Source organism: Pseudomonas triclosanedens (assembly GCF_026686735.1).
GTDB classification, from domain to species: Bacteria; Pseudomonadota; Gammaproteobacteria; order Pseudomonadales; family Pseudomonadaceae; genus Pseudomonas; species Pseudomonas triclosanedens.
Genome location: NZ_CP113432.1, coordinates 5,296,357 through 5,316,775, shown reverse-complemented (window position 1 = coordinate 5,316,775; position 20,419 = coordinate 5,296,357). Strand labels below are relative to the sequence as shown.

Genomic DNA, 20,419 nt, shown 5'->3' with positions numbered 1-20,419 from the left:
CCAGATGGCGAGGGCCGGGGGAGAGCATGCCTCTTCCCGTGAACCTCACGAGAGAACACGAACATGACCAGCCTGACCATCGAACCCATCAGCCCGGCCCTGGGTGCCGTCGTTTCCGGCGTGCGCCTGGCCGATCCGCTGGATGACACGGCGCAGCGCCGGATCGAGCAGGCACTGCTCGACCACCAGGTGCTGTTTTTCCGCGATCAGCCATTGAGCCCGGCCCAGCAGGCGAGCTTCGCCGCGCGTTTCGGCGATCTGCACATCCATCCGATCTACCCCAGCTCGCCGGAACAGCGCGAGGTGATCGTGCTCGACACCGCCGTCACCGACGTTCGCGACAACGCTATCTGGCACACCGATGTGACCTTCCTGGAAACCCCGGCGCTGGGTGCCGTGCTTGCCGCCAAGCAGTTGCCGCCCTACGGTGGCGACACCCTCTGGGCCAGTGGCATCGCGGCTTTCGAGGCGTTGTCCGGGCCGCTCCAGCGCCTGCTCGACGGGCTCACCGCGACCCATGACATCAGCAAGTCGTTCCCCCAGGAGCGCTTCGGCGCGACCGACGCCGACCTGGCTCGGCTGGAGGAAGCGCGCCGCAAGAACCCGCCGCGATCGCACCCGGTGATCCGCACGCATCCCGTCACCGGGCGCAAGGCGCTGTTCGTCAGCGACGGTTTCACCACCCGCATCAACGAGCTGGAACCGGCGGAAAGCCGCGCCATCCTCGACCTGCTGTTCGCTCATTTCGCCCGCCCGGAGTTCACCGTACGCTGGCGCTGGAGGGAAAATGACGTGGCGTTCTGGGACAACCGTGTCACCCAGCACTATGCGGTGGACGACTACCGGCCGCAGCGGCGGGTGATGCACCGTGCGACCATCCTCGGGGACAAACCGTTCTGACTTGTCCTGTCCATGACATCCGCAGGGCTGCTCGCCGGGCCCTGCGCGGTTTCGATGACACGCGGTTCGCCAACGCGCGCTCTGCACGGGAGAACGCCGCGGCTCGGAAATTCCTTCATTCCCCCTGACTTGAGACAACGACGCCGCACCGCAGACCGCATTCGTCGCCATTCCGGGTCGCGACGAATGGCGCGCTGACCTACGCTTTGGCAGTTCCGCTTCATCAAGAGACTGCCTACATGCAAGAACGGATTCCCGACGAATCGAATCTCGCCGAACTGACCCTGCGCGGTCTGGTCCTCGGCGCGCTGATCACCGTGGTATTCACCGCGTCCAATGTGTACCTCGGCCTGAAGGTCGGCCTGACCTTCGCTTCGTCGATTCCCGCAGCGGTCATCTCGATGGCCGTGCTGCGCTACTTTTCCGGCTCCAACATCCTCGAAAACAACATGGTACAGACCCAGGCTTCGGCGGCCGGCACCCTGTCCTCGATCATCTTCATCCTTCCCGGCCTGTTGATGATTGGCTACTGGAGCGGCTTCCCCTTCTGGCAGACCGCGGCGATCTGCTCCATCGGTGGCATTCTCGGTGTGCTCTACACCATTCCGTTGCGCCGGGTGATGGTGGTGCAAAGCAACCTGCCGTACCCCGAAGGTGTGGCGGCGGCGGAAATTCTGCGGGTCGGCAGCCAGGACGAAGATGAGCAGCAAGCCGAGGGCCGGGCGAAGAAAGACACGGCGCCGGGCCTGCGCGACATCCTTTCCGGCGGCCTGGTCGCCGCTGCCTTCAGCCTGCTCAGCAGCGGCTTCAAGTTGCTCTCCGAAGGCTTCAGCTACTGGCTAACCGCCGGGCAGGCGGCATTCCGCCTGTCCACGGGCTTCTCCCTGGCGCTGGTCGGTGCCGGCTACCTGATGGGCATCACCGCAGGCATAGCGATCCTCATCGGCGTGGTGATCGCCTGGGGCGTTGCGGTGCCGCTGCTTTCGGTGAACAGCGTGCTGGCCGCCGGCCAGAGCATGCCGGAACTGGCTACCAGACTGTGGACCAGCCAGGTGCGCTTCCTCGGCGCCGGCACCATCGGCATCGCCGCATTGTGGACCCTGGCGACGCTGTTCAAGCCGATGGTACAGGGCGTCTGGGCGTCGCTCAGCGCTGTGCGCGGTCGTGGCGAAGTGAGCGACCTGCGGACCGAGCGCGACATGTCGGCGAAGTGGATCGCTGCCATTGCCGCGTTCCTGCTGGTGGCGCTGTTCGTGGTATTCGCCTACTTCCTCGGCGAGGCCGCGCCGGACCTGCATGGCTTCGGCTTCTGGGGGCTGGTGGCGGTCTGCGTGATCTTCGCCTTCTTCTTCGGCTTCCTGATCGCCGCCGCCTGTGGCTACATGGCCGGCCTGGTCGGCTCGTCGAGCAGCCCGATTTCCGGCATCGGCATCATTGCGGTGATCCTGGTGTCGCTGCTGATCCTCGGCGTCGGCTCGCTGGAGACCGGCTTCCTCGACCGAGAGGGCGGCAAGCTGGCCATTGCCCTCGCGCTGTTCACCACCTCGGTGGTGATCGCCATCGCGGCGATTTCCAACGACAACCTGCAGGACCTGAAGACCGGCTACCTGGTGGGGGCGACGCCGTGGCGGCAGCAGGTGGCGCTGATCGTCGGCTGCCTGGTTGGCGCGCTGGTGATCCCGCCGGTGCTGGAGTTGCTGTACAACGCCTACGGGTTCACCGGCGCCCTGCCGCGCGAGAGCATGGACCCACAGGCCGCGCTGGCCGCGCCGCAGGCGACGCTGATGAAGGCCATCGCCAGTGGGATTTTCCACAACGAACTTAACTGGAACATGATCCTGATCGGCGTGGCCCTGGGCATCGCGCTGATCCTGGTGGACATCCTCCTGCGTCGCACCGGCAAGGCCAGCCTGCCGGTGCTCGCGGTCGGCCTGGGTATCTACCTGCCGCCAACCATTGGCATGACCCTGGTAGTCGGGGCGGTGCTCGCCTGGCTGCTGGAAACGGCACTGAAGAAGCGCGCTCAGGCGGCCGGGGTGAGCGAGGATAAGTATGCCGACGAGCCCAGGCGCCGTGGCGTGCTGCTGGCTTCCGGGCTGATCGTCGGCGAGAGCCTGATGGGGATCTTCCTCGCCGGGGTGATCGGCACCACCGGCAAGGACGCGCCGCTGGCGCTGGTCGGCGCCGGCTTCGAGGAAACCGCGCAATGGCTGGGGCTGCTGGTGTTCGTGGCGATCTGCGTGCTGTTCTATCGCAAGGTGCTGACCGGCACGCGCGGCTGACCCATCGCTGTGCAGCGAAAAGGCGCCTCCGGGCGCCTTTTTCCTTTGTGCCGGGGTCAGCGCACCAGGTGCAGGAACTGCAGGTGCCGTTCGTACTGGTCGAGCATGTCGTTGATGATCTGCTCCTTGCCGTAGCCCATCAGGTCATAGTCCTGACTGCCCTCGGCGAGATGTACCTCGGCGCGGAAGTAGCGGCGGTTTTTCAGGTGCAGGCCGCCCATGCCGGCACGGGCGAACGATGGTGTGAAGTAGCCGCGCATCGATACCTGGTAGAGGAACGGATGCTGCTCGCCGTGGCCGATCTCAAGGCCCAGTTCCAGGTTGCTCGGGTCGAGGTCGCTGTCCACGCGCAGGCCCTTCTCCTGGAACACCTCAGCGACCTCGGCGATGGCCGGGGCGACCACGCCGGTCATGAAACGATAAACCTCGTCGCGGGTCGGGAAGTGCACCGCCTGGGAGATGCGCCGCTTCCAGCCGCCGGGCTTGGCGGACGGTGGGGCGAGGGAGTGGGCACGTGCGCGCTGGCGCTGCGATTCGAGGTAGAACGCCTTGTGCAGGCCCCACATCATCAGCAGCAGGATCAGCGAGAAGGGTAGCGATGTGAGCACCACCGCTGACTTCAGCGCGTCGATGCTGCCGGCGAACAACAGGCCGCCAGTGACCAGCGCGGTGGCCACGCCCCAGAACACTCGCAGCCATTTCGGCCCATCGTCGTCGGTGTCGCCGCCGTGGGCGGAGAGGGTGGAGAGCACTACGGTGCCGGAGTCCGCCGAGGTGACGAAGAACACGAAGCTCACCAGCACGGTGACGGCGATCACCAGGCGGCTGCCGGGATAGTTCTGCAACAACTGGTAGAGCGCCATCGAGGGCTCTTCCACGGCGACCCGGCCCAGTTCGCTGAAGCCGTGGTTGAGCACCTGGTCGAGGGCACTGTTGCCGAAGATCGACATCCACGCCAGGGTGAAACCCAGGGGGATGAACAGCACGCCGAAGACGAACTCGCGAATCGTCCGGCCACGCGAGATGCGGGCGATGAACAGGCCGACGAAGGGGGCCCAGGCGATCCACCAGGCCCAGTAGAACACGGTCCAACCGCCCAGCCAGTCGCCGCCCTCGCCATAGGCGTAGAGGTCGAAACTCTTGGTCGGCAGGCTGCCGAGGTAATCGCCGATGTTCTGCACCAGGGTATTGAGCAGGTGCTGGGTGGGGCCGGCGAACAGCACGAACAGCAGCAGCGCGCAGGCCAGCAGCATGTTGATGTCCGACAGCAGCCGGATACCTTTGTCCACGCCGGAGACGGCGACCAGGATGGCTGCGCCCATCATCAGCGCGATCAGCGTCATCTGCACCGGATGGCTATGGGCGATGCCGAACAGGTAGTCCAGGCCAGCGTTCAACTGCAGCACGCCGAAGCCCATGTCCGCGCCCAGGCCGAACACCGTGGCGATGATGCCGAAGCAGTCCACGGTATAACCAATGGGGCCGTTGATGCGCTTGCCAATCAGTGGATAGAGCGCCGAGCGCAACGCCAGCGGCAGGTTGTGGCGGTAGGCGAAGTAGGCCAGCGCCATCGCCACCAGGGCGAACACGCCCCAGCCATGCAGGCCCCAGTGCAGGAACAGCAGTTGCATCGCCTGGCGCGCGGCTTCCCGCGTGCCAGCATCGCCCTGGGGCGGGTGCAGGAAGTGCGTCAGCGGTTCGGAGACGCAGAAGAAGAACAGCGTGATGCTGATGCCGGCGGCGAACAGCATGCCAGCCCATGACAGGTAGCTGAATTCCGGCTCGTCGTGGTCGGCGCCGAGCTTGATCTTTCCGTAGCCGGAAAGCGCGGTGACCACCACGAAGATCAGGTACAGCGTCATCGCCAGCAGGTAGTACCAGCCGACCGTGCCGGAGGCCCAGGCCTGGGCGGCGAGCAGCCATTCGCCGGCGCGTTGCGGCTGGCTGATCACGAGGATGGCGAAGAGCAGGATCAGCGCCGACGCACCGTAGAAGACCGGTGGGTTCATGCGCATGCTGGGTGGGGGTGTTACGGACTGAGTGGGAGATTGTGCTGTGGACAAAACGGGCGGGGTTCCTCGTGTTTTTCCTTGAACGAGCATTCAATGAAAACACGGGGTGGCCTTCCAAGGCCAATCGGCGGGACCGATGGTCCCGCCGCCGGCCCTGTACGAGGGCCGAGCGGAGCGGGTACTGCTTTACTTGCGGCGGGCTTTCTTGGCCTGACGAATCTCACGGCGTTCCGGATCGACCTGGGCAGGTACGTTCAGGAAAGCGGTGGCGGCGAAAAAGCTGGCAAGAGCGGCAAAGCTGGTCACGATAGTCTCCAAGGGCGCCGGGGAAATTGGGTCCCGACTGCCTGGTAGCCATTTTCCCTGATGATTGTGACAAATTGAAGTGAATGGTCTTGATGGTCTGTATTGATCTGGTCGATGAGGCTGATTTTCAGCATGTTTGTAGTTGAATGTCTCGAATTTGACGTTCGGATCAGGATTCCCTGCTGTCACCGAGCGAGTAGGCGAATCGTTTCACTGCGACCGTTCGTCGCCTTTTAGTGAAACGGTTCAGCGCCATGCCTTGTGTCACCGTGCCTGGAGGCTTCGCGGGCGTCGCTCGAAGAGGCCGCGGCTGCGCAATGAACCTGTCCAGGCGTGCACGCCGTTCGAATTTCGTGAGCCTCGTGGACTAAAAAGTCGCGTAGCACAGATGTCGAGATGGATCCGCTAGAAGCCTGAAATCTTGAACTGATACGCAAGTTTCTACCGGAAACCGGCAAATCGGCCCTAGCGATTGACTTGTTTATTCCGTTAGTCTCCGCCGCGGGACAAAAACAACCTAAAGGGAGCATCACGATATGGACTTCAAACGTACCGCTATTGCCGCTGCATTCTTCGCTTCGCTGGCCGGCTGCCAGACCATGACCACCAACCAGGCCATCGTCCCGCTGCAAGCCGCTACCGCCCAGATGATCGGCCTGGCTTCGTCGGATGAGCTGGTTGTCAGCGATGTCAAAGCCGGCCAGCCGGACGCGCTGGGTGGCCAGGAACTCTCCTACGTCGCCACCACCACCAAGGGCCGCGTGTTCAACTGCACCTCGCGCATGATGCCGGGCCTGCTGACCGATCCGGCCAAGCTGACCAACCCGTCGTGCACCCCGGTGGTCGTGCACTCCAACACCGCTACCAAGTAAGGCCGACCTGTCGCCCGTGCGCGGCCCGTCGGGTCGCGCTGGCGACTACGCGCATCGTTCAGCTCCGCTCTCGCTCCAGGCGTTGCAGCAGCGCGCGCAGCTGCGCTTCGACGCCGGGCTGGCGCACCAGTTGCTCCAGCGCTTCTGCATCGATTCCCCCCTCGCCGCCGGCACCCGCCGCGCCGCCTGAAAAGTTCAGGTGCTCCGGGCGAATCTCTTCGTCCGGGCTGACCAGCAGGGCGAAGTGAATGACGTTTTCCAGTTCGCGGATGTTTCCCGGCCACGAGTAGCTTTCCAGTGCCTGCTGAGTGTCGCTGGCGATCTGCGGCACGGGCAGTTCCAGGCGCTGGGCGTGAACGCCGAGGAAGTATTCGGCCAGCGGCAGGATGTCGCCGACGCGCTCGCGCAGGGGCGGCAGCGTCAGGTTGCCATCGTGCAGGTACTGTTGCAGCCCTTCGAGGAACTTGCCGGCACGTACCGCCTGGACAAGGTCGAGGCTGGTGGCCGCCACCAGGCGTACGTCCACCGGCACCGGTTCACGGGCGCCGACCCGCAGCACTTCACGCTCCTGCAATACGCGTAGCAGCTTGTGCTGCAGCGACAGCGGCAGGTCGGCGATTTCATCGAGGTACAGCGTGCCGCCGTTGGCCGAGCCGAACCAGCCGGCACGGCTGCCTACCGGGCCGTTGTGGGCACCCGGCGCGTAGCCGAACAGTTCTGCCTCGGCATAGTTGCGGCTGAGTGCGCTGCAGCTCACCGCGACGAACAGGCCGGGGCGCTCGCTGGCGCGGTGGATGTGCCGGGCCAGCAATTCCTTGCCGGTGCCGGTCTCGCCGTGGATCAGCACGGGCTGCGGCAGCGGCGCCAGGCGCTCCACTTCGTCACGTACCTGATGCGAGCGTGGGTCGAAGAACACCAGCGCCTTGGCGCGGATGCTCAACGGGCTCTTGTCGGCATCGGGAAAGGTCAGCAGCGGCAAGGGCGCGTGTGGTGCATTCATGGAAATTCTCCCTCTGCGTTACAGCGCGTCCAGCGCCTGCAGGAAGTCGGTGACGATGTCCTCGCTGTCTTCGATGCCCACCGACACGCGGATGGTGCCGTCGTGGATGTCTAGCGCGGTCAGGGCTTCGGCGGACAGCGCGCGGTGCGAAGTCTTGCCGGGATGGGTGATGCTGCTGGCGACGCCGGCAAGCGAAGGCGCGAAGGCCGCCAGGCGCAACGCGCCGATCAGTGCGTCGACCTGGTCCAGGCCGCCTTTCAGGGTGAAGCTCAACATGCCCGAGTGCCCCTTGCGGAACAGCCGGCGTGCCAGTTCATGGTCGGGGTGCGACGGCAGGCCGGGGTAGTACACGCGGTTCACACGCGGATGGGTTTCCAGGGCTTCGGCCAGCGCCTGGGCGTTGCCCGAGTGGGCGCGCATGCGCAGGGCGAGGGTCTTGGCGCCGCGGAAGGTCAGCCAGCTTTCGAACGGGCTGGCGCTGCCACCGGCGTTGATCTGGAAGCGCCGCGCGGCGGCGACCCACTGGGCGTCGCCAACCAGTGCGCCACCCATCGCGTCGCTGTGTCCGTTCAGGTATTTGGTGGTGCTGTGGATCACCAGGTCGGCACCGTCGCGCAGCGGCTGGTAGAGCACCGGCGAGAGGAAGGTGTTGTCCACCAGCAGCTTGAGGCCGCGACGCTTCGAGAGGTCGGCCAGCGCTGGAATATCGCTGACCCGCACCAACGGATTCGACGCGGTTTCGGTATAGATGAGCCGGGTGGCAGGCGTGATCGCCGCTTCCACCGCTGCCAGGTCATTGAGGTCGAGGAGCGTGGCGGCGATGCCGAAGCGCGCCAGTTCCTTTTCGATCAGGCTCTGGGTGGTGCCGTACAGCTCGCGGCTTGCGATCAGGTGATCGCCGTTGCCCAGCACGCCCAGCAGTGCGGCGGATATCGCCGCCATGCCTGACGCCGAGAACAGGGCGTCTTCACCGCCCTCCAGGTCGCGCAGGAGTTCTTCCACGGCGCTGTGATTGGGGTTGCCTATGCGCGTATACATGTAGTTGTCGGGGTTGCCGGCGAGGAAGTCGTCAACCTGCTCCAGCGAGTCGTAGACGAACACTGAGCTCTGGTAGATCGGCTGGCTCTTGGCGCGGGTAACCATGCGCCGGTCGGCGTCATGGCCGCTGTGCACCGCGCGGGTGGAGGGGCCTTTGGTTGATTCGCTCATGACGGATACCTCGTGAAGCCTGCTCGATGCCTGCCTGCATTCGTCCATTCCGGGGCGGGCAGGCTCAAAGAAAAACGCCGGTGGAACCTGCCCACCGGCGTCGAAGCGGGCGCGCAACGGCGCGCCCTGCGTGGGAGTCGTTGCGCCCGGCATGGGGCCGGGCGGCTGGATCAGAAGGCCGGCACCACGGCGCCGTTGTACTTCTTCTCGATGAAGGCTTTGACTTCCGGGCTGGTCAGGGCGGCGGAGAGCTTCTTCAGCGCGTCGCTGTCCTTGTTGTCCGGACGGGCCACCAGGTAGTTCACGTACGGCGAGTTGCGGTCTTCCAGGATCAGCGCGTCCTTCACCGGGTTGAGCTTGGCTTCCAGCGCGTAGTTGGTGTTGATCAGGTCCAGGTCGACCTGGTCCAGCACACGCGGCAGCAGGGCGGATTCGAGCTCCTTGAACTTCAGGTTCTTCGGGTTCTCGGCGATGTCCTTGGGAGTGGCCAGGGCGTTACTCGGATCCTTCAGCTTGATTACGCCAGCCTTCTGCAGCAGGAGCAGGGCACGGCCGCTGTTGCTGCCCTCGTTGGGCAGGGCGACGGTAGCGCCGTCAGGCAGTTCGTCGATGGACTTGTACTTCTTCGAGTAGCCGCCGAAGGGCTCGACATGCACGCCGGTCACGGTGACCAGGTTGGTGCCCTTGCCCTTGTTGAAGTTGTCCAGGTACGGCTTGGTCTGGAAGTAGTTGGCGTCCAGGCGCTTCTCGGCAACCTGTACGTTGGGCTGCACATAGTCGGTGAAGACCTTGATCTCCAGGTCCACGCCTTCCTTGGCCAGGGTCGGCTTGATCAGCTCGAGGATTTCCGCATGGGGAATCGGTGTGGCGGCGACCACCAGTTTCTCGCTGGCAAAAGCCGAGGTGGTGAAGGCGGCGGCGAGGGCAGTCAGAAGCAGCAGTTTCTTCATTGCGATGTCCTTGTGGGGCAGATGACCGCTGGCGTCTGTACTGGCCGGGATGGGGCCTGCGAACGGGCGGTGGAGTCGATTCCACAGCTCTTTCGGCTGTGGTTGGGAGCCACCTTATCCAGTCTTTTTATTCCAATAAAATACTAATTTTTCATTTTGATATTCCATTTTTATAATAAAAGGCTGAGACAAGCTGTCGCGCGACACCCAGTCGCGCGGCATCCCACCACGGCGGCGCGTGTCGGATGGCGGCGTAATATCGGGTTGCTTTCTTGAGCGGCGTCAATGCAGATGGCGGTCCATTCTGATTGAGCGGCGAAATTAAGCCGAACCGGCGCCAGACCGGTGGTTCGATATACAGACTCACGCAAGAACGCCCTGCGCATGCGCAAGGCACGGTGCCCAAGCCACCAGGGTGGCGGGCGTCAGCCTGAAGAGGAATCGTCATGTTCGGATTAGAGGCGCTCGACCTGGCCCGTATCCAGTTCGCCTTTACCGTCTCCTTCCACATCATCTTCCCTGCCATCACCATCGGCCTGGCCAGCTACCTGGCGGTGCTCGAGGGCCTGTGGCTGAAGACCCACGAGGAGGTCTACCGCGACCTCTATCACTTCTGGTCGAAGATATTCGCCGTCAACTTCGGCATGGGCGTGGTCTCCGGACTCGTCATGGCCTACCAGTTCGGCACCAACTGGAGCGCCTTCTCGGCGTTCGCCGGCAGTATCACCGGCCCGCTGCTGACCTACGAGGTACTCACCGCGTTCTTCCTCGAAGCGGGCTTCCTCGGCGTCATGCTGTTCGGCTGGCACCGCGTCGGCCCCGGCCTGCACTTCTTCGCCACGGTGATGGTGGCCATTGGCACGCTGATTTCCACGTTCTGGATCCTCGCCTCCAATAGCTGGATGCAGACCCCGCAGGGGCACGAAATCGTCAATGGTGTTGTGGTGCCGGTGGACTGGGTGGCGGTGATCTTCAACCCGTCGTTCCCCTATCGCCTGGCGCACATGGCCATTGCCTCGTTCGTCGCCACCGCGTTCTTCGTCGGTGCCTCGGCGGCCTGGCATCTGCTGCGTGGCCGCGACAACCCGGCGATCCGCAAGATGCTCTCGATGGCGATGTGGATGGCGCTGATCGTCGCGCCGATCCAGGCGATGGTGGGCGACGCCCACGGCCTCAACACCCTCAAGCATCAGCCGGCGAAGATCGCCGCGATGGAGGGCCACTGGGACAACAGCAGCGGCGAACCGACTCCGCTGATCCTGTTCGGCTGGCCGGACATGGAGCGCGAGGAAACCCGCTTCAAGGTGGAGATCCCGGTGCTTGGCAGCCTGATCCTCAACCACAGCCTGACCGAGCCGATCCCCGCGCTGAAGGACTTCCCCAAGGCTGACCGGCCCAACTCCACCGTGGTGTTCTGGTCGTTCCGCATCATGGCCGGCCTGGGCATGCTGATGATCTTCATCGGCCTGTGGAGCGCCTGGCTGCGCTGGCGCGGCCGGCTGTTCGAGAACCGCGCCTTCCTCAAGCTGGTGTTGTGGATGGGGCCGTCCGGCCTGATCGCGATTCTTGCCGGCTGGTTCACCACCGAAATCGGCCGCCAGCCGTGGGTGGTCTACGGGCTGATGCGTACCGCCGATGCGGTGTCCAACCATAGCGTCACGCAGATGAGCGTGACCCTGGTGATGTTCGTGGTGGTGTACTTCTCGCTGTTCGGCGTGGGCATCGGCTACATGATGCGCCTGGTGCGCAAGGGACCGATCACCCATGAAGGGCGCGAAGCCAGCCACGGCGGCGCCGGCCAGCAGCGCACTCCGGCGAGGCCTCTGTCGGCTACCGCGGAAGGCTTGGACGATGATGAAACCGATAGCCCGGCAGGGAGGAACTGAATCATGGGAATCGATCTTCCGCTGATCTGGGCGATCATCATCATCTTCGGTGTGATGATGTACGTGGTAATGGACGGTTTCGACCTGGGCATCGGCATGCTCTATCCGTTCTTCAAGGACGAGGGCGACCGCGATGTGATGATGAACACCGTTGCGCCGGTGTGGGATGGCAACGAGACCTGGCTGGTGCTGGGCGGGGCGGCGCTGTTCGGCGCCTTCCCGGTGGCCTACTCGGCGGTGCTCTCGGCGCTCTACCTGCCGTTGGTACTGATGCTGGTGGGGCTGATCTTCCGCGGCGTGGCTTTCGAGTTCCGCTTCAAGGTCAAGCCGGCCAAGCGGCATATCTGGGACAAGTCGTTCATCGTCGGCTCTCTGGTGGCGACCTTCTTCCAGGGCGTGGCGCTGGGTGCGTTCATCGAGGGCATTCCGGTTGTCGATCGGCAGTTCGCCGGCGGTCCGCTGGACTGGCTGGCGCCCTTCCCGCTGTTCTGCGGTGTTGGCCTGGTTGTCGCGTACAGCCTGCTCGGTTGCACCTGGCTGATCATGAAGACCGAAGGCCGCCTGCAGGAGCGCATGCACGACCTGGCGCGCCCGCTGGCGCTGGTGCTGCTGGCGGTGATCGGCATCGTCAGCCTGTGGACACCGCTGGCCCACCCGCCGATCGCCGAACGCTGGTTCAGCCTGCCGAACCTGTTCTGGTTCCTGCCGGTGCCGCTGCTGGTGCTGCTGACCTTCTATGCCCTGCTGCGCTCGGTGGCGCGCAACGACCACGTGCTGCCTTTCCTGCTTACGCTGGCCCTGATCTTCCTCGGCTACAGCGGTCTGGGCATCAGCCTGTGGCCGAACATTATCCCGCCGACGATGTCCATCTGGGATGCCGCGGCGCCGTCGCAGAGCCTGGGCTTCATGCTGGTGGGCGCGTTGTTCATCATTCCGTTCATCCTCGTCTACACCGCGTGGAGCTACTACGTGTTCCGCGGCAAGGTGAAGCACGGCGATGGCTACCACTGAGGGCTGCGCCATGACCCATAAAGAACAGGGCAAGGCTCCGCTGCGCAAGCGGCTGGGCTGGCTGGTACTGATCTGGGTGTTGAGCGTCGCCGCGCTGGGCGTGGCGGCCTGGCTGATGCGGCTGTTCATGAGCGCGGCCGGGCTGGGGACGCCGCACTAGATCGTCCGCTCCAAGAATCCCATCCGGGCGCCGTCCCCCGGCGCCCGTTCCCACATCCCCCGCAGGTACGTCCTGCGGGGGATTTTTTTGCCTGGCGTTGCGGTTGAGTCAGTGCAGCCTGTCGCGCTTGGCCAGGGTCGGGAACAGCTTCATCCAGAGGCCGGTAACCACCAGCGTGCCGACGCCGCCGAGCACCACCGCCGGCACCGTGCCGAGCCAGTGGGCGGTGACGCCCGATTCGAATTCGCCGAGCTGGTTCGAGGCGCCGATGAACAGGCCGTTGACCGCGCTCACCCGGCCGCGCATTTCATCCGGGGTTTCCAACTGCACGAAGGCGCCACGGATCACCATGCTGATCATGTCCGCCGCACCCAGCACCACCAGTACCGCCAGGGAGAACCAGAAAGAGGTCGAGAGGCCGAAGGCGATGGTGGTGACGCCGAAGATGCCGACCGAGAGGAACATGATCCGTCCGACATTGCGCTCGATGGGGAAGCGCGCCAGCCAGAACGACATCAGCAACGCCCCTACAGCCGGCGCAGACCGCAGCAGGCCCAGGCCCCAGGGCCCGGTGAGCAGGATGTCCCTGGCGAACACCGGCAGCAAGGCGGTGGCGCCGCCCAGCAGCACCGCGAACAGGTCCAGCGAGATGGCACCGAAGATGTCCGGGCGACTGCGGATGAAGCGGATGCCTGCCAACAGGGACTCCAGCGTGGCCTTGCCCTGGGTGGCGGGCGCCTGGCGTGAGGGCAGGGTCATGACCAGCACGCAAGCGATGAAATACAGCACGGCGGTCGGGGTATAGACCCAGAAGGCGCCGAAGGCATAGAGGAAACCACCGAACGCCGGCGCGGCGATGGTCGCCGCCTGCATCGCCGACGCTGATGCGGCCACCGCCCGCGGGAACAGCATGGTGGGCACGATGTTCGGCAGCAGCGCCTGGGTCGTGGGCATCTCGAACGCCCGCGCGGTGCCCAGCAGGAAGGCCATCACGAAGATCATTTCGCGGGTCACGCTGTCGGTGCTGGCTCCAGCCACCAGGGCGACGGCCACCAGCCCCTGGCCAATCTGGCAGATCGAGGCGATGCGGCGGCGGTCGTAGCGGTCGGCGACGTGGCCGGTGTGCAGCATGAACAGCACGCGCGGCAGGAACTCCACCAGGCCGACGAGGCCGAGGTCCAGCACGTTGTGGGTCAGCTCGTAGATGTGCCAGCCGATGGCCACGGTGATCATCTGGAAGGCGCTGGCGGTGCAGACACGGGCCAGCCAGAAGGCGAGGAAGGGGCGGTGACGCAGCAGTGACGTGGCTTCGACGGACATGTCTGAATTATTCGTTAGGTCGCTAAGCAAGGGTCGCGGAGCGTAGCACGGCGTAACACTTTTTCGCTTGTGCCGAGCGAAGACGATGTTCGGTAAGCGCCCTTTGGTCGGCGAGCGAGCAGGTCGTCCGATTGGTAGGCGGCGCGGCAAGTTGTCAGCTTGACTTTGCCACGGGGGGGTGGATTACGTTAAAGTTGACATGTGAGTCAGGTTTTTTCTGTGGTTTTCGAGTCCGACGTCGCCCCCACACGTCAACGATTCCACGCCCTCCGAGCTCTTACCGGCATTAGAAAACGACATGGGCGGGCCTTCACCGTCCAGAGGATGAACCATGTCCAACCGTGATATTTCCCGGCGTGCCTTCCTGCAAGGCGGGCTGATCGCTGGCGTCAGCGTGACGCTCGCGCCGCTCGGCAGCCGGGCCTTCGCTGCCCTGATGGAAAACAGTGTGACCGTCTCGCCCCAGAAGTGGATGGGTAACGACGGCAAGGCGCGTTTCCGCAACGACGCCCTGTCCAAGGTCTGCGGCAACAAGGTGTTCGCCCGCGACATCCGCTCCAAGGACATGCCCGGCTGGCCCCAGCAACAGGGCCACGCGATGCTGCTCAAGACCATCAAGGCCGACCGCATCTTCGAGGGCATCGACCTCTCCTGGCTTGGTGCCGAACTGCAGCCGGACCGCATCGTCACCGCCGCCGACCTGGACAAGGACGGTATCGCCTTCCCCGAGGCCCATGCGCCGGACCCGCTGCTGCCGCCGGGCAAGGTGCCGATGTTCATCGGCCACCCTGTCGCGATCCTGATCTGGAATGACTTCGAGCGCTTCCGCCAGGCCAAGTTGAAGATGAAGTTCAACGACAAGGCCATCCGCTACGGTGCGCAGGCTCCGCTGTACCAGGGTGACCCCTACGGCAGCTTCCGCTATGTGCGCGTGGGCGGTGCGACTTCCGCCGATCCGGATGAGTTCTCCAGCCTCAAGGACTCGATCCTGTTCCCGATGATCCGCGAGCGCAAACCGGTGTGGAACCAGCAGCCCAGTCAGCACGGCGACCTCACCGAGCAGGGCCTGTTCTACGCGCAGAAGATCAAGGACCAGATCGACAATCCGCCCCAGGACTGGCTGGTCTTCGACGAGCGCTACAAGACCCCGTCCATCGAGCCGGCGGCGATGGAGCCGGACAACGGCAACGGCTGGTACGACGCGGCAAGCAAGACCCTGCACTTCGTGGTGGCCACCCAGTGCCCGTTCGAGGCGGCGTACGAGACGGTGCACATGATCAAGCCGTCGCGCTTCGGCCTCGACAAGCTGAACATCCACCCCGGCTACACCGTGGGTTATGGCTCCAAGGACCACAACATCTTCGTCTTCTACGCAGCCCTTGCGGCGCTGTACGGAGCGGGTGTGCCGATCCGCCTGGCGAACGACCGCTACGAGCAGTTCCAGAGCGGTATCAAGCGTCACTCGTTCGACATCCATTACCAGTTGGCGGTGGACAAGAAGGACCTGTCGTTCAAGGTCTTCCGCTCGGAAATGAGCGTCGACGGTGGCGGCCGTGCGAACTACAGCGCCTCGGTGGCGGCGGTGGGCGCGACGGCGGCGCAGTCGATCTACTACATGCCGCAGAATGACCTGCAGGTGACTGCCTACCATTCGCGCGCAGTCGAGGCTGGCTCCATGCGTGGCTACGGAACCCTGCAGAGCATGGCGGCGACCGAGATGATGGTCGATGAAATCGCCGGCCGCCTGGGCGTCGATGCCATCGAGCTGCGCCGGGTCAACGCCCTCAAGTCGGGCATGAAGAACACCCAGGGCGCGGTGCCTGCCGGTGCGCTGCGCCTGCACGAGATTCTCGACAAGGCCGCGGCCCACGAGTGGTGGAAAACCCGCGATGCCCGCAAGAAGGAAATGGACGCCAAGGACCCGGACAACTGGTATGGCGTCGGCTTCGCCATCTGCCAGAAAGACTTCGGTACCGGCTCGGAAGCACCGATGGCGAGCATCGAGTTCGATGCCGACGGCAAGGTGCGCATGCGCCATATCGGCATCGAGATCGGCACCGGCATGTCCACCTCCCAGGCGCTGGTGGTAGCCGATTTTCTCGGCAAGCCGGCGGACGAGATAAAGACCGCCGAAACCCAGTGGCCGGAGCTGCAACTGCTCAGCGGTGAAGACCCCTACACCATGAGCCAGGCCACCCAGGATGAGAAGCTGCGCAACCCGCGCTGGGTCGGCAAGTACGCCTCGGCGTCGTCGGCGACCAACTCGGCCTACTACTTCAGCCACGCCTCCCGCGAGGCAGCGCGTGTGCTGTTCAACCACGCGCTGTGGCCGGCGGCGCTGGAAATCTGGCGGCAGGGCCCGTTCGGTGGCGCCGCCAACCCGCTGGTGGTGCGCCGTGAAGACGCCCACTGGGTCGATGGCAAGCTCACCGCCAACGGCCTGGAGCCGCTGCCGTTCGCGCAACTGGCCAAACTCGCCCACGAGCGCGGCATGGTCACCGGCGTTTCCGTGCATGGCTTCAACCGCTGGAGCTGGGCGGAGTGCGAGTTCGTCATCGACGGCGTGCGTGATCGCCTGCCGCTCGACGCGCTGGCCGTCAAGTATGGCGATGGTGCGCCGGGCGTGAAGAAGGCGCAGATGAACAGCGCAGGTTTCCATCTTCTGGACCGGCAGAACGTGGCCTATCCGCCGACCCAACTGAACAATGCGGCGGTCACCTACTACAGCCCGGTGGCGACCATCGTGGAAGTGAAGGTGAACAAGGGCAGCGGCGAGGTCTCGGTGCTCAACCATCACAGTTGGATCGAGTGCGGCCGGGTGCTGGTGCCAGAACTGGTGAAGGGGCAGATCGAAGGCGGTACCGCGATGGGTATCGGCCATGCGCTGCTGGAAGAGATGCCGCTGTACGAAGGGGGGCCGGGCGAGGGCGACTGGAACTTCAACCGCTACCGTCTCCCGAAGGCCAAGGATGTCGCCGTGTGGCAGCAAAGCTCGGAAATCCTGCCGCCGCTGTCGCCCAGCGACCCATCCAAGGGTATCGCCGAGGTGGTGATGATCCCGGTGGTCGGCGCCATCGGCAATGCCGTGGCCCATGCCATCGGCAAGCGCGTCCGCGACCTGCCCATCACCCCCGTTCGCATCAAGGAGGCCCTCCGTGGCTAACCGTCCGCTCAAGCTGACCATCAACGGTCAAACCGTCGGCCCGGTCGAGGTTCCCGATGACCTGCCGATGATCGACTACCTGCACGAATACCAGAACCTCACCGGTTCGCGCCTGGGCTGCGGCCAGGGTATCTGCCACGCCTGCGTGGTGATCGTCGACAACCCCGACGGCACCAGCGAGGAAGTGCGTACCTGCATCACCGGCGCACATTACTTCGAGGGCAAGAAGGTGCGCACCATCGAGGGGCACGCCAAGCGTGGCGAGGATGGCGGCGTTGCCGAGCTCAATCCGATCCAGCAGAAGTTCGTCGACCGCTTCGCCTTCCAGTGCAGCTACTGCGCGCCGGGCTTCGTCAATGCCGCCACGGTGCTGGTGGAAAAGGCCCAGCGCCAGCCGCTGAAGAAGAGTGAGCTGGAGGCGACCATCGAAGCCAGCCTCGGCCACCACATCTGCCGTTGCACCGGCTACGTGCGTTACTACGAGGCCACGCGCGAGGTGCTCACCGACCTCGGCCTGGTCAAGGAGGGTTGAGCATGCAGCGCATTCTTTCCAGTCTCGCACTGGCCGCGGGCCTCGGCGCAGCCCTGGGTGTCCAGGCGGCGGAGCAGGATCAGGTCAAGCGTGGCGAGTATCTGGCCCGTGCGGCCGACTGCATGGCCTGCCACACCGCCGAGGGCGGCGCGCCGTTCGCCGGCGGCCTGCCGATCGAGTCGCCGTTCGGCACCATCTATGGCAGCAACATCACTTCGGACAAGCAGTACGGCATCGGCAGCTACAGCGCCGACGAGTTCTTCGCTGCGCTCACCGAGGGCAAGCGCAAGGATGGCGCAAACCTGTATCCGGCGATGCCATACACCTCCTACCACCTGGTCAAGCGCGAGGATTCCGATGCCATCCACGCGTACCTGATGACGGTGCCGGCGGTGAATCGAGCGGCGCCGCAGACCAGCCTGAGCTTCCCGTTCAACGTGCGCCTGGGCCTGTCGGGCTGGAACATGCTCTACGGCAAGAGCGTCCAGTTGCAGAGCGCCGAAGGCAAGAGCGAAGCCTGGCAGCGTGGCCAATACATGGTGGAAGTGCTCGGCCACTGTGGCGAGTGCCACACGCCGCGTAACGACATCGGTGCGCTGCAGCAGGACAAGCGCCTCACCGGCGGCCTGCTCAACGGCTACCTGGCACCCAGCCTGCTGGCCCAGGACCTGGCCGAGCGCGGCTGGACCACCGCCGACCTGACCAGCTTCCTCAAGCACGGCATGAGTGCCCAGGGCAGCATGTTCAACGAGATGTTCCCGGTGGTGCATCACAGCACCCAGCACCTCGAAGACAGCGATCTCGCGGCGATGGCGACCTACCTGCTCGGCGACCAGCCACCGCAGGCGAAAGTCGTGCAGAGCGTGCCTTTCGAGCAGCTCAGCGACAGCGCCAAGCGCGGCCGCCAGCAGTACCTCAATGTCTGTGCCGGCTGCCACGGCGTGGAAGGCGAGGGCAAGCCGCACATCGCCGTTGCGATGCAGGGCAACACTACCCTGCGCCTGGCCGATTCGCGCAACCTGGCCAAGGTGGTCCTCGAAGGTATCCGTGAGCAGCAGTTCACCGGTTTCGAGCGCATGCAGCCGATGCCGGGCTTTGCCGACAAGCTTGGCGACCAGGAACTCGCCGATCTGATCAACTACCTGCGCCAGGCCTGGGGTGGCCTTCCGGGTGATCTGGGCGTACAACAGGTCGCTCAGCTGAAGTCGGAGTAAGCCGTGCAGCATCTCGATCTGCAAGTGGTCCGCCAGGCGCTGAAGTGGTCCGTTGCCGGTCAGCGCGTCTGGCTGTGCACCGTGCTCTTCACCTACGGCTCGGCGCCTCGCGCGCCGGGCTCGCTGCTGGCGGTCAACGACAGCGGGCAGTGGGTGGGCTCGCTGTCCGGCGGTTGCGTCGAGGATGACTTCCTGGAGCGTGTCGCCGATGGCGAGTTCGCCGAACCGGTGGTCGTCGTGCGGTATGGCGATGGCAGCGACACGCGTTCGAACATCCGGCTGCCCTGCGGCGGCATTCTCGACGTGCTGGTGGAAAACCTGCCGTCGGACTGCGACGTGCAGGCGCATCTGCGCGAGCTGGAGTCGGCGCTGCTCGGTCAGCGCCGCCTGCTGCGCGAGGTGAGCCTGGCCGACGGCGCGCGCCGCCTTAGCGACGACCATAGCCACGGTCCGCGTGTGGAACGCGATGCGGCCAGCGTGCACCTGCGCGTTGGTGCCGCCCAGCGCCTGCTGCTGGCGGGGTACTCCAGCGTTGCGCATTTCTGTGCGGAGTTCGGCAAGGGGCTGGGCTTCGAGGTCATCCTCTGCGACCCGCGTGAAGAGGCGCTGGATGGCGTGGTGCTCGATGGCATCGAGATCCGCCGCGAGCTGCCGTCGATCTTCATCGCCAACGGCGGCTGCCATGCCGATACGGCGGTGGTGGCGCTGACCCACGATCCGAAGATCGACGACCTGGCGATGCTCGAAGCCGTGCGCACCGAAGCCTTCTACATCGGTGTGATGGGTTCGCGTACCACATCGCAGAAGCGTCGTGAGCGGTTGAGCCGTATCGGCGGCTTGAACGAAACCGAACTGGCGCGCATCCATGCGCCGATCGGCCTGAACCTGGGCAGCAAGACGCCGGCGGAGATCGCCCTGGCGGTACTCGCCGACATTCTTCGTACCCGCAGCGGCATCGCTCGCGAGCATCTGTGATGATCGTTGCGCTGGTTCTTGCCGCCGGCCAGGGCAGGCGCTTCGGCACCGACAAGCGCCGCGCCGGGCTGGAGGGCTCGACGCTGCTTGCGCGCAGCGTCGAGCGTGCGCTGGAAGCGTTTGGCGAGGTACGGGTGATCCTGCGCGTCGGCGAGCGGGCCGAGGACTTCGGTCTGCCCGCCGGCTGCCGCGTTATCCACAGCCCGGACGCGGCGTTAGGCATGGGCCACAGCCTGGCGGCGGGTGCCGCTTCGCTGTGCGACAGCGATGCCCGCGCGGTGGCCGTACTGCTCGGCGACATGCCGTGGATCGCGCCGTCCACGTTGCGGCAACTGGCCGATGCTGCAAGCGCCTCGACCATCCTCTTTCCCCTCTACGACGGCCAGCGCGGCCACCCGGTACTGTTTGGTCGGGACTTCTGGCCCAGGCTCGCCGACCTGCGCGGCGACGAGGGCGCTCGCGCCGTGGTGGCGGTGCATCGGGAGCGTTGCGTGTCGCTCCAGGTCGACGACGCTGGCGTGCTGCGCGACGTCGATACCCCTGAAGCGCTGTTGCGCTGGGCTGCTCGAGCGTGAGCGAAGCCCGCTCCCGCGAATGCGCCGCGTACCCGCTCGGGCTGGCCGTTCC

16 protein-coding genes are annotated in these 20,419 nt (G+C 65.0%); 11 read left to right on the top strand and 5 right to left on the bottom strand.

The genetic code is table 11. The features are described from left to right. Window positions 1–63 precede the first annotated feature (63 nt). Complete coding sequence (gene tauD, locus OU419_RS24620; RefSeq protein WP_254472481.1) at window positions 64–900, top strand: taurine dioxygenase; 837 nt, start codon at window positions 64–66, stop codon at window positions 898–900. Between the two features lie 239 nt (window positions 901–1,139). Continuing rightward, a complete protein-coding gene (locus tag OU419_RS24615; RefSeq protein ID WP_254472482.1) occupies window positions 1,140–3,182 on the top strand; it encodes an OPT family oligopeptide transporter in 2,043 nt (680 codons plus the stop codon). Window positions 3,183–3,238: 56 nt separating this feature from the next. Here the strand turns inward: OU419_RS24615 and betT are convergent, their stop codons facing one another. Beyond that, window positions 3,239–5,191: a choline BCCT transporter BetT gene (gene betT, locus OU419_RS24610; protein WP_254472483.1), complete on the bottom strand. Its 1,953-nt coding sequence runs from the start codon at window positions 5,189–5,191 to the stop codon at window positions 3,239–3,241. A gap of 845 nt (window positions 5,192–6,036) precedes the next feature. Here betT and OU419_RS24605 point away from each other — a divergent pair. After that, a complete protein-coding gene (locus OU419_RS24605; protein ID WP_254472484.1) occupies window positions 6,037–6,372 on the top strand; it encodes a hypothetical protein in 336 nt (111 codons plus the stop codon). A gap of 58 nt (window positions 6,373–6,430) precedes the next feature. Here the strand turns inward: OU419_RS24605 and OU419_RS24600 are convergent, their stop codons facing one another. From OU419_RS24600 to OU419_RS24590, 3 genes are all read right to left on the bottom strand, one after another. Continuing rightward, window positions 6,431–7,372 (bottom strand): sigma 54-interacting transcriptional regulator, encoded by a 942-nt coding sequence (locus tag OU419_RS24600; protein ID WP_254472485.1) that lies wholly within the window; start codon window positions 7,370–7,372, stop codon window positions 6,431–6,433. An 18-nt stretch (window positions 7,373–7,390) separates the two neighbouring features. Next, entirely contained in the window at window positions 7,391–8,581 is a 1,191-nt protein-coding gene (locus tag OU419_RS24595; RefSeq protein WP_254472486.1) for a trans-sulfuration enzyme family protein, read from the bottom strand. Between the two features lie 170 nt (window positions 8,582–8,751). Then, window positions 8,752–9,531 carry a MetQ/NlpA family ABC transporter substrate-binding protein gene (locus tag OU419_RS24590; protein ID WP_254472487.1) on the bottom strand — a complete coding sequence of 260 codons (780 nt, stop codon included), beginning with the start codon at window positions 9,529–9,531 and terminating at the stop codon, window positions 8,752–8,754. A gap of 446 nt (window positions 9,532–9,977) precedes the next feature. On the opposite strand from OU419_RS24590, the gene OU419_RS24585 reads away from it, so the two are divergent. From OU419_RS24585 to OU419_RS24575, 3 genes are read left to right on the top strand one after another with little or no spacing between them, the layout of a single operon-like run. Continuing rightward, window positions 9,978–11,417 (top strand): cytochrome ubiquinol oxidase subunit I, encoded by a 1,440-nt coding sequence (locus tag OU419_RS24585; RefSeq protein ID WP_254472488.1) that lies wholly within the window; start codon window positions 9,978–9,980, stop codon window positions 11,415–11,417. A gap of 3 nt (window positions 11,418–11,420) precedes the next feature. Continuing rightward, on the top strand, window positions 11,421–12,428 hold the full coding sequence (gene cydB, locus OU419_RS24580; protein ID WP_254472489.1) for a cytochrome d ubiquinol oxidase subunit II: 1,008 nt from the start codon (window positions 11,421–11,423) through the stop codon (window positions 12,426–12,428). Window positions 12,429–12,438: 10 nt separating this feature from the next. Continuing rightward, window positions 12,439–12,588 carry a DUF2474 domain-containing protein gene (locus OU419_RS24575; protein ID WP_254472490.1) on the top strand — a complete coding sequence of 50 codons (150 nt, stop codon included), beginning with the start codon at window positions 12,439–12,441 and terminating at the stop codon, window positions 12,586–12,588. Between the two features lie 108 nt (window positions 12,589–12,696). Here OU419_RS24575 and OU419_RS24570 read toward each other — a convergent pair whose 3' ends face one another. Next, window positions 12,697–13,908, bottom strand: coding sequence for an MFS transporter (locus OU419_RS24570; protein WP_254472491.1), 1,212 nt, complete (start codon window positions 13,906–13,908; stop codon window positions 12,697–12,699). A 331-nt stretch (window positions 13,909–14,239) separates the two neighbouring features. On the opposite strand from OU419_RS24570, the gene OU419_RS24565 reads away from it, so the two are divergent. From OU419_RS24565 to OU419_RS24545, 5 genes are read left to right on the top strand one after another with little or no spacing between them, the layout of a single operon-like run. Next, window positions 14,240–17,071 carry a xanthine dehydrogenase family protein molybdopterin-binding subunit gene (locus OU419_RS24565; RefSeq protein ID WP_254472492.1) on the top strand — a complete coding sequence of 944 codons (2,832 nt, stop codon included), beginning with the start codon at window positions 14,240–14,242 and terminating at the stop codon, window positions 17,069–17,071. Continuing rightward, window positions 17,064–17,603, top strand: a complete 540-nt coding sequence (locus tag OU419_RS24560; protein WP_254472493.1) for a (2Fe-2S)-binding protein — start codon at window positions 17,064–17,066, stop codon at window positions 17,601–17,603. The genes OU419_RS24565 and OU419_RS24560 overlap by 8 nt, the downstream gene beginning before the upstream one ends. A gap of 2 nt (window positions 17,604–17,605) precedes the next feature. Next, on the top strand, window positions 17,606–18,817 hold the full coding sequence (locus OU419_RS24555) for a cytochrome c (RefSeq protein WP_254472494.1): 1,212 nt from the start codon (window positions 17,606–17,608) through the stop codon (window positions 18,815–18,817). A gap of 3 nt (window positions 18,818–18,820) precedes the next feature. Continuing rightward, window positions 18,821–19,792, top strand: coding sequence for an XdhC family protein (locus OU419_RS24550; RefSeq protein WP_254472495.1), 972 nt, complete (start codon window positions 18,821–18,823; stop codon window positions 19,790–19,792). Continuing rightward, window positions 19,789–20,367, top strand: a complete 579-nt coding sequence (locus tag OU419_RS24545) for a nucleotidyltransferase family protein (protein ID WP_254472496.1) — start codon at window positions 19,789–19,791, stop codon at window positions 20,365–20,367. The genes OU419_RS24550 and OU419_RS24545 overlap by 4 nt, the downstream gene beginning before the upstream one ends. Window positions 20,368–20,419 lie beyond the last annotated feature (52 nt).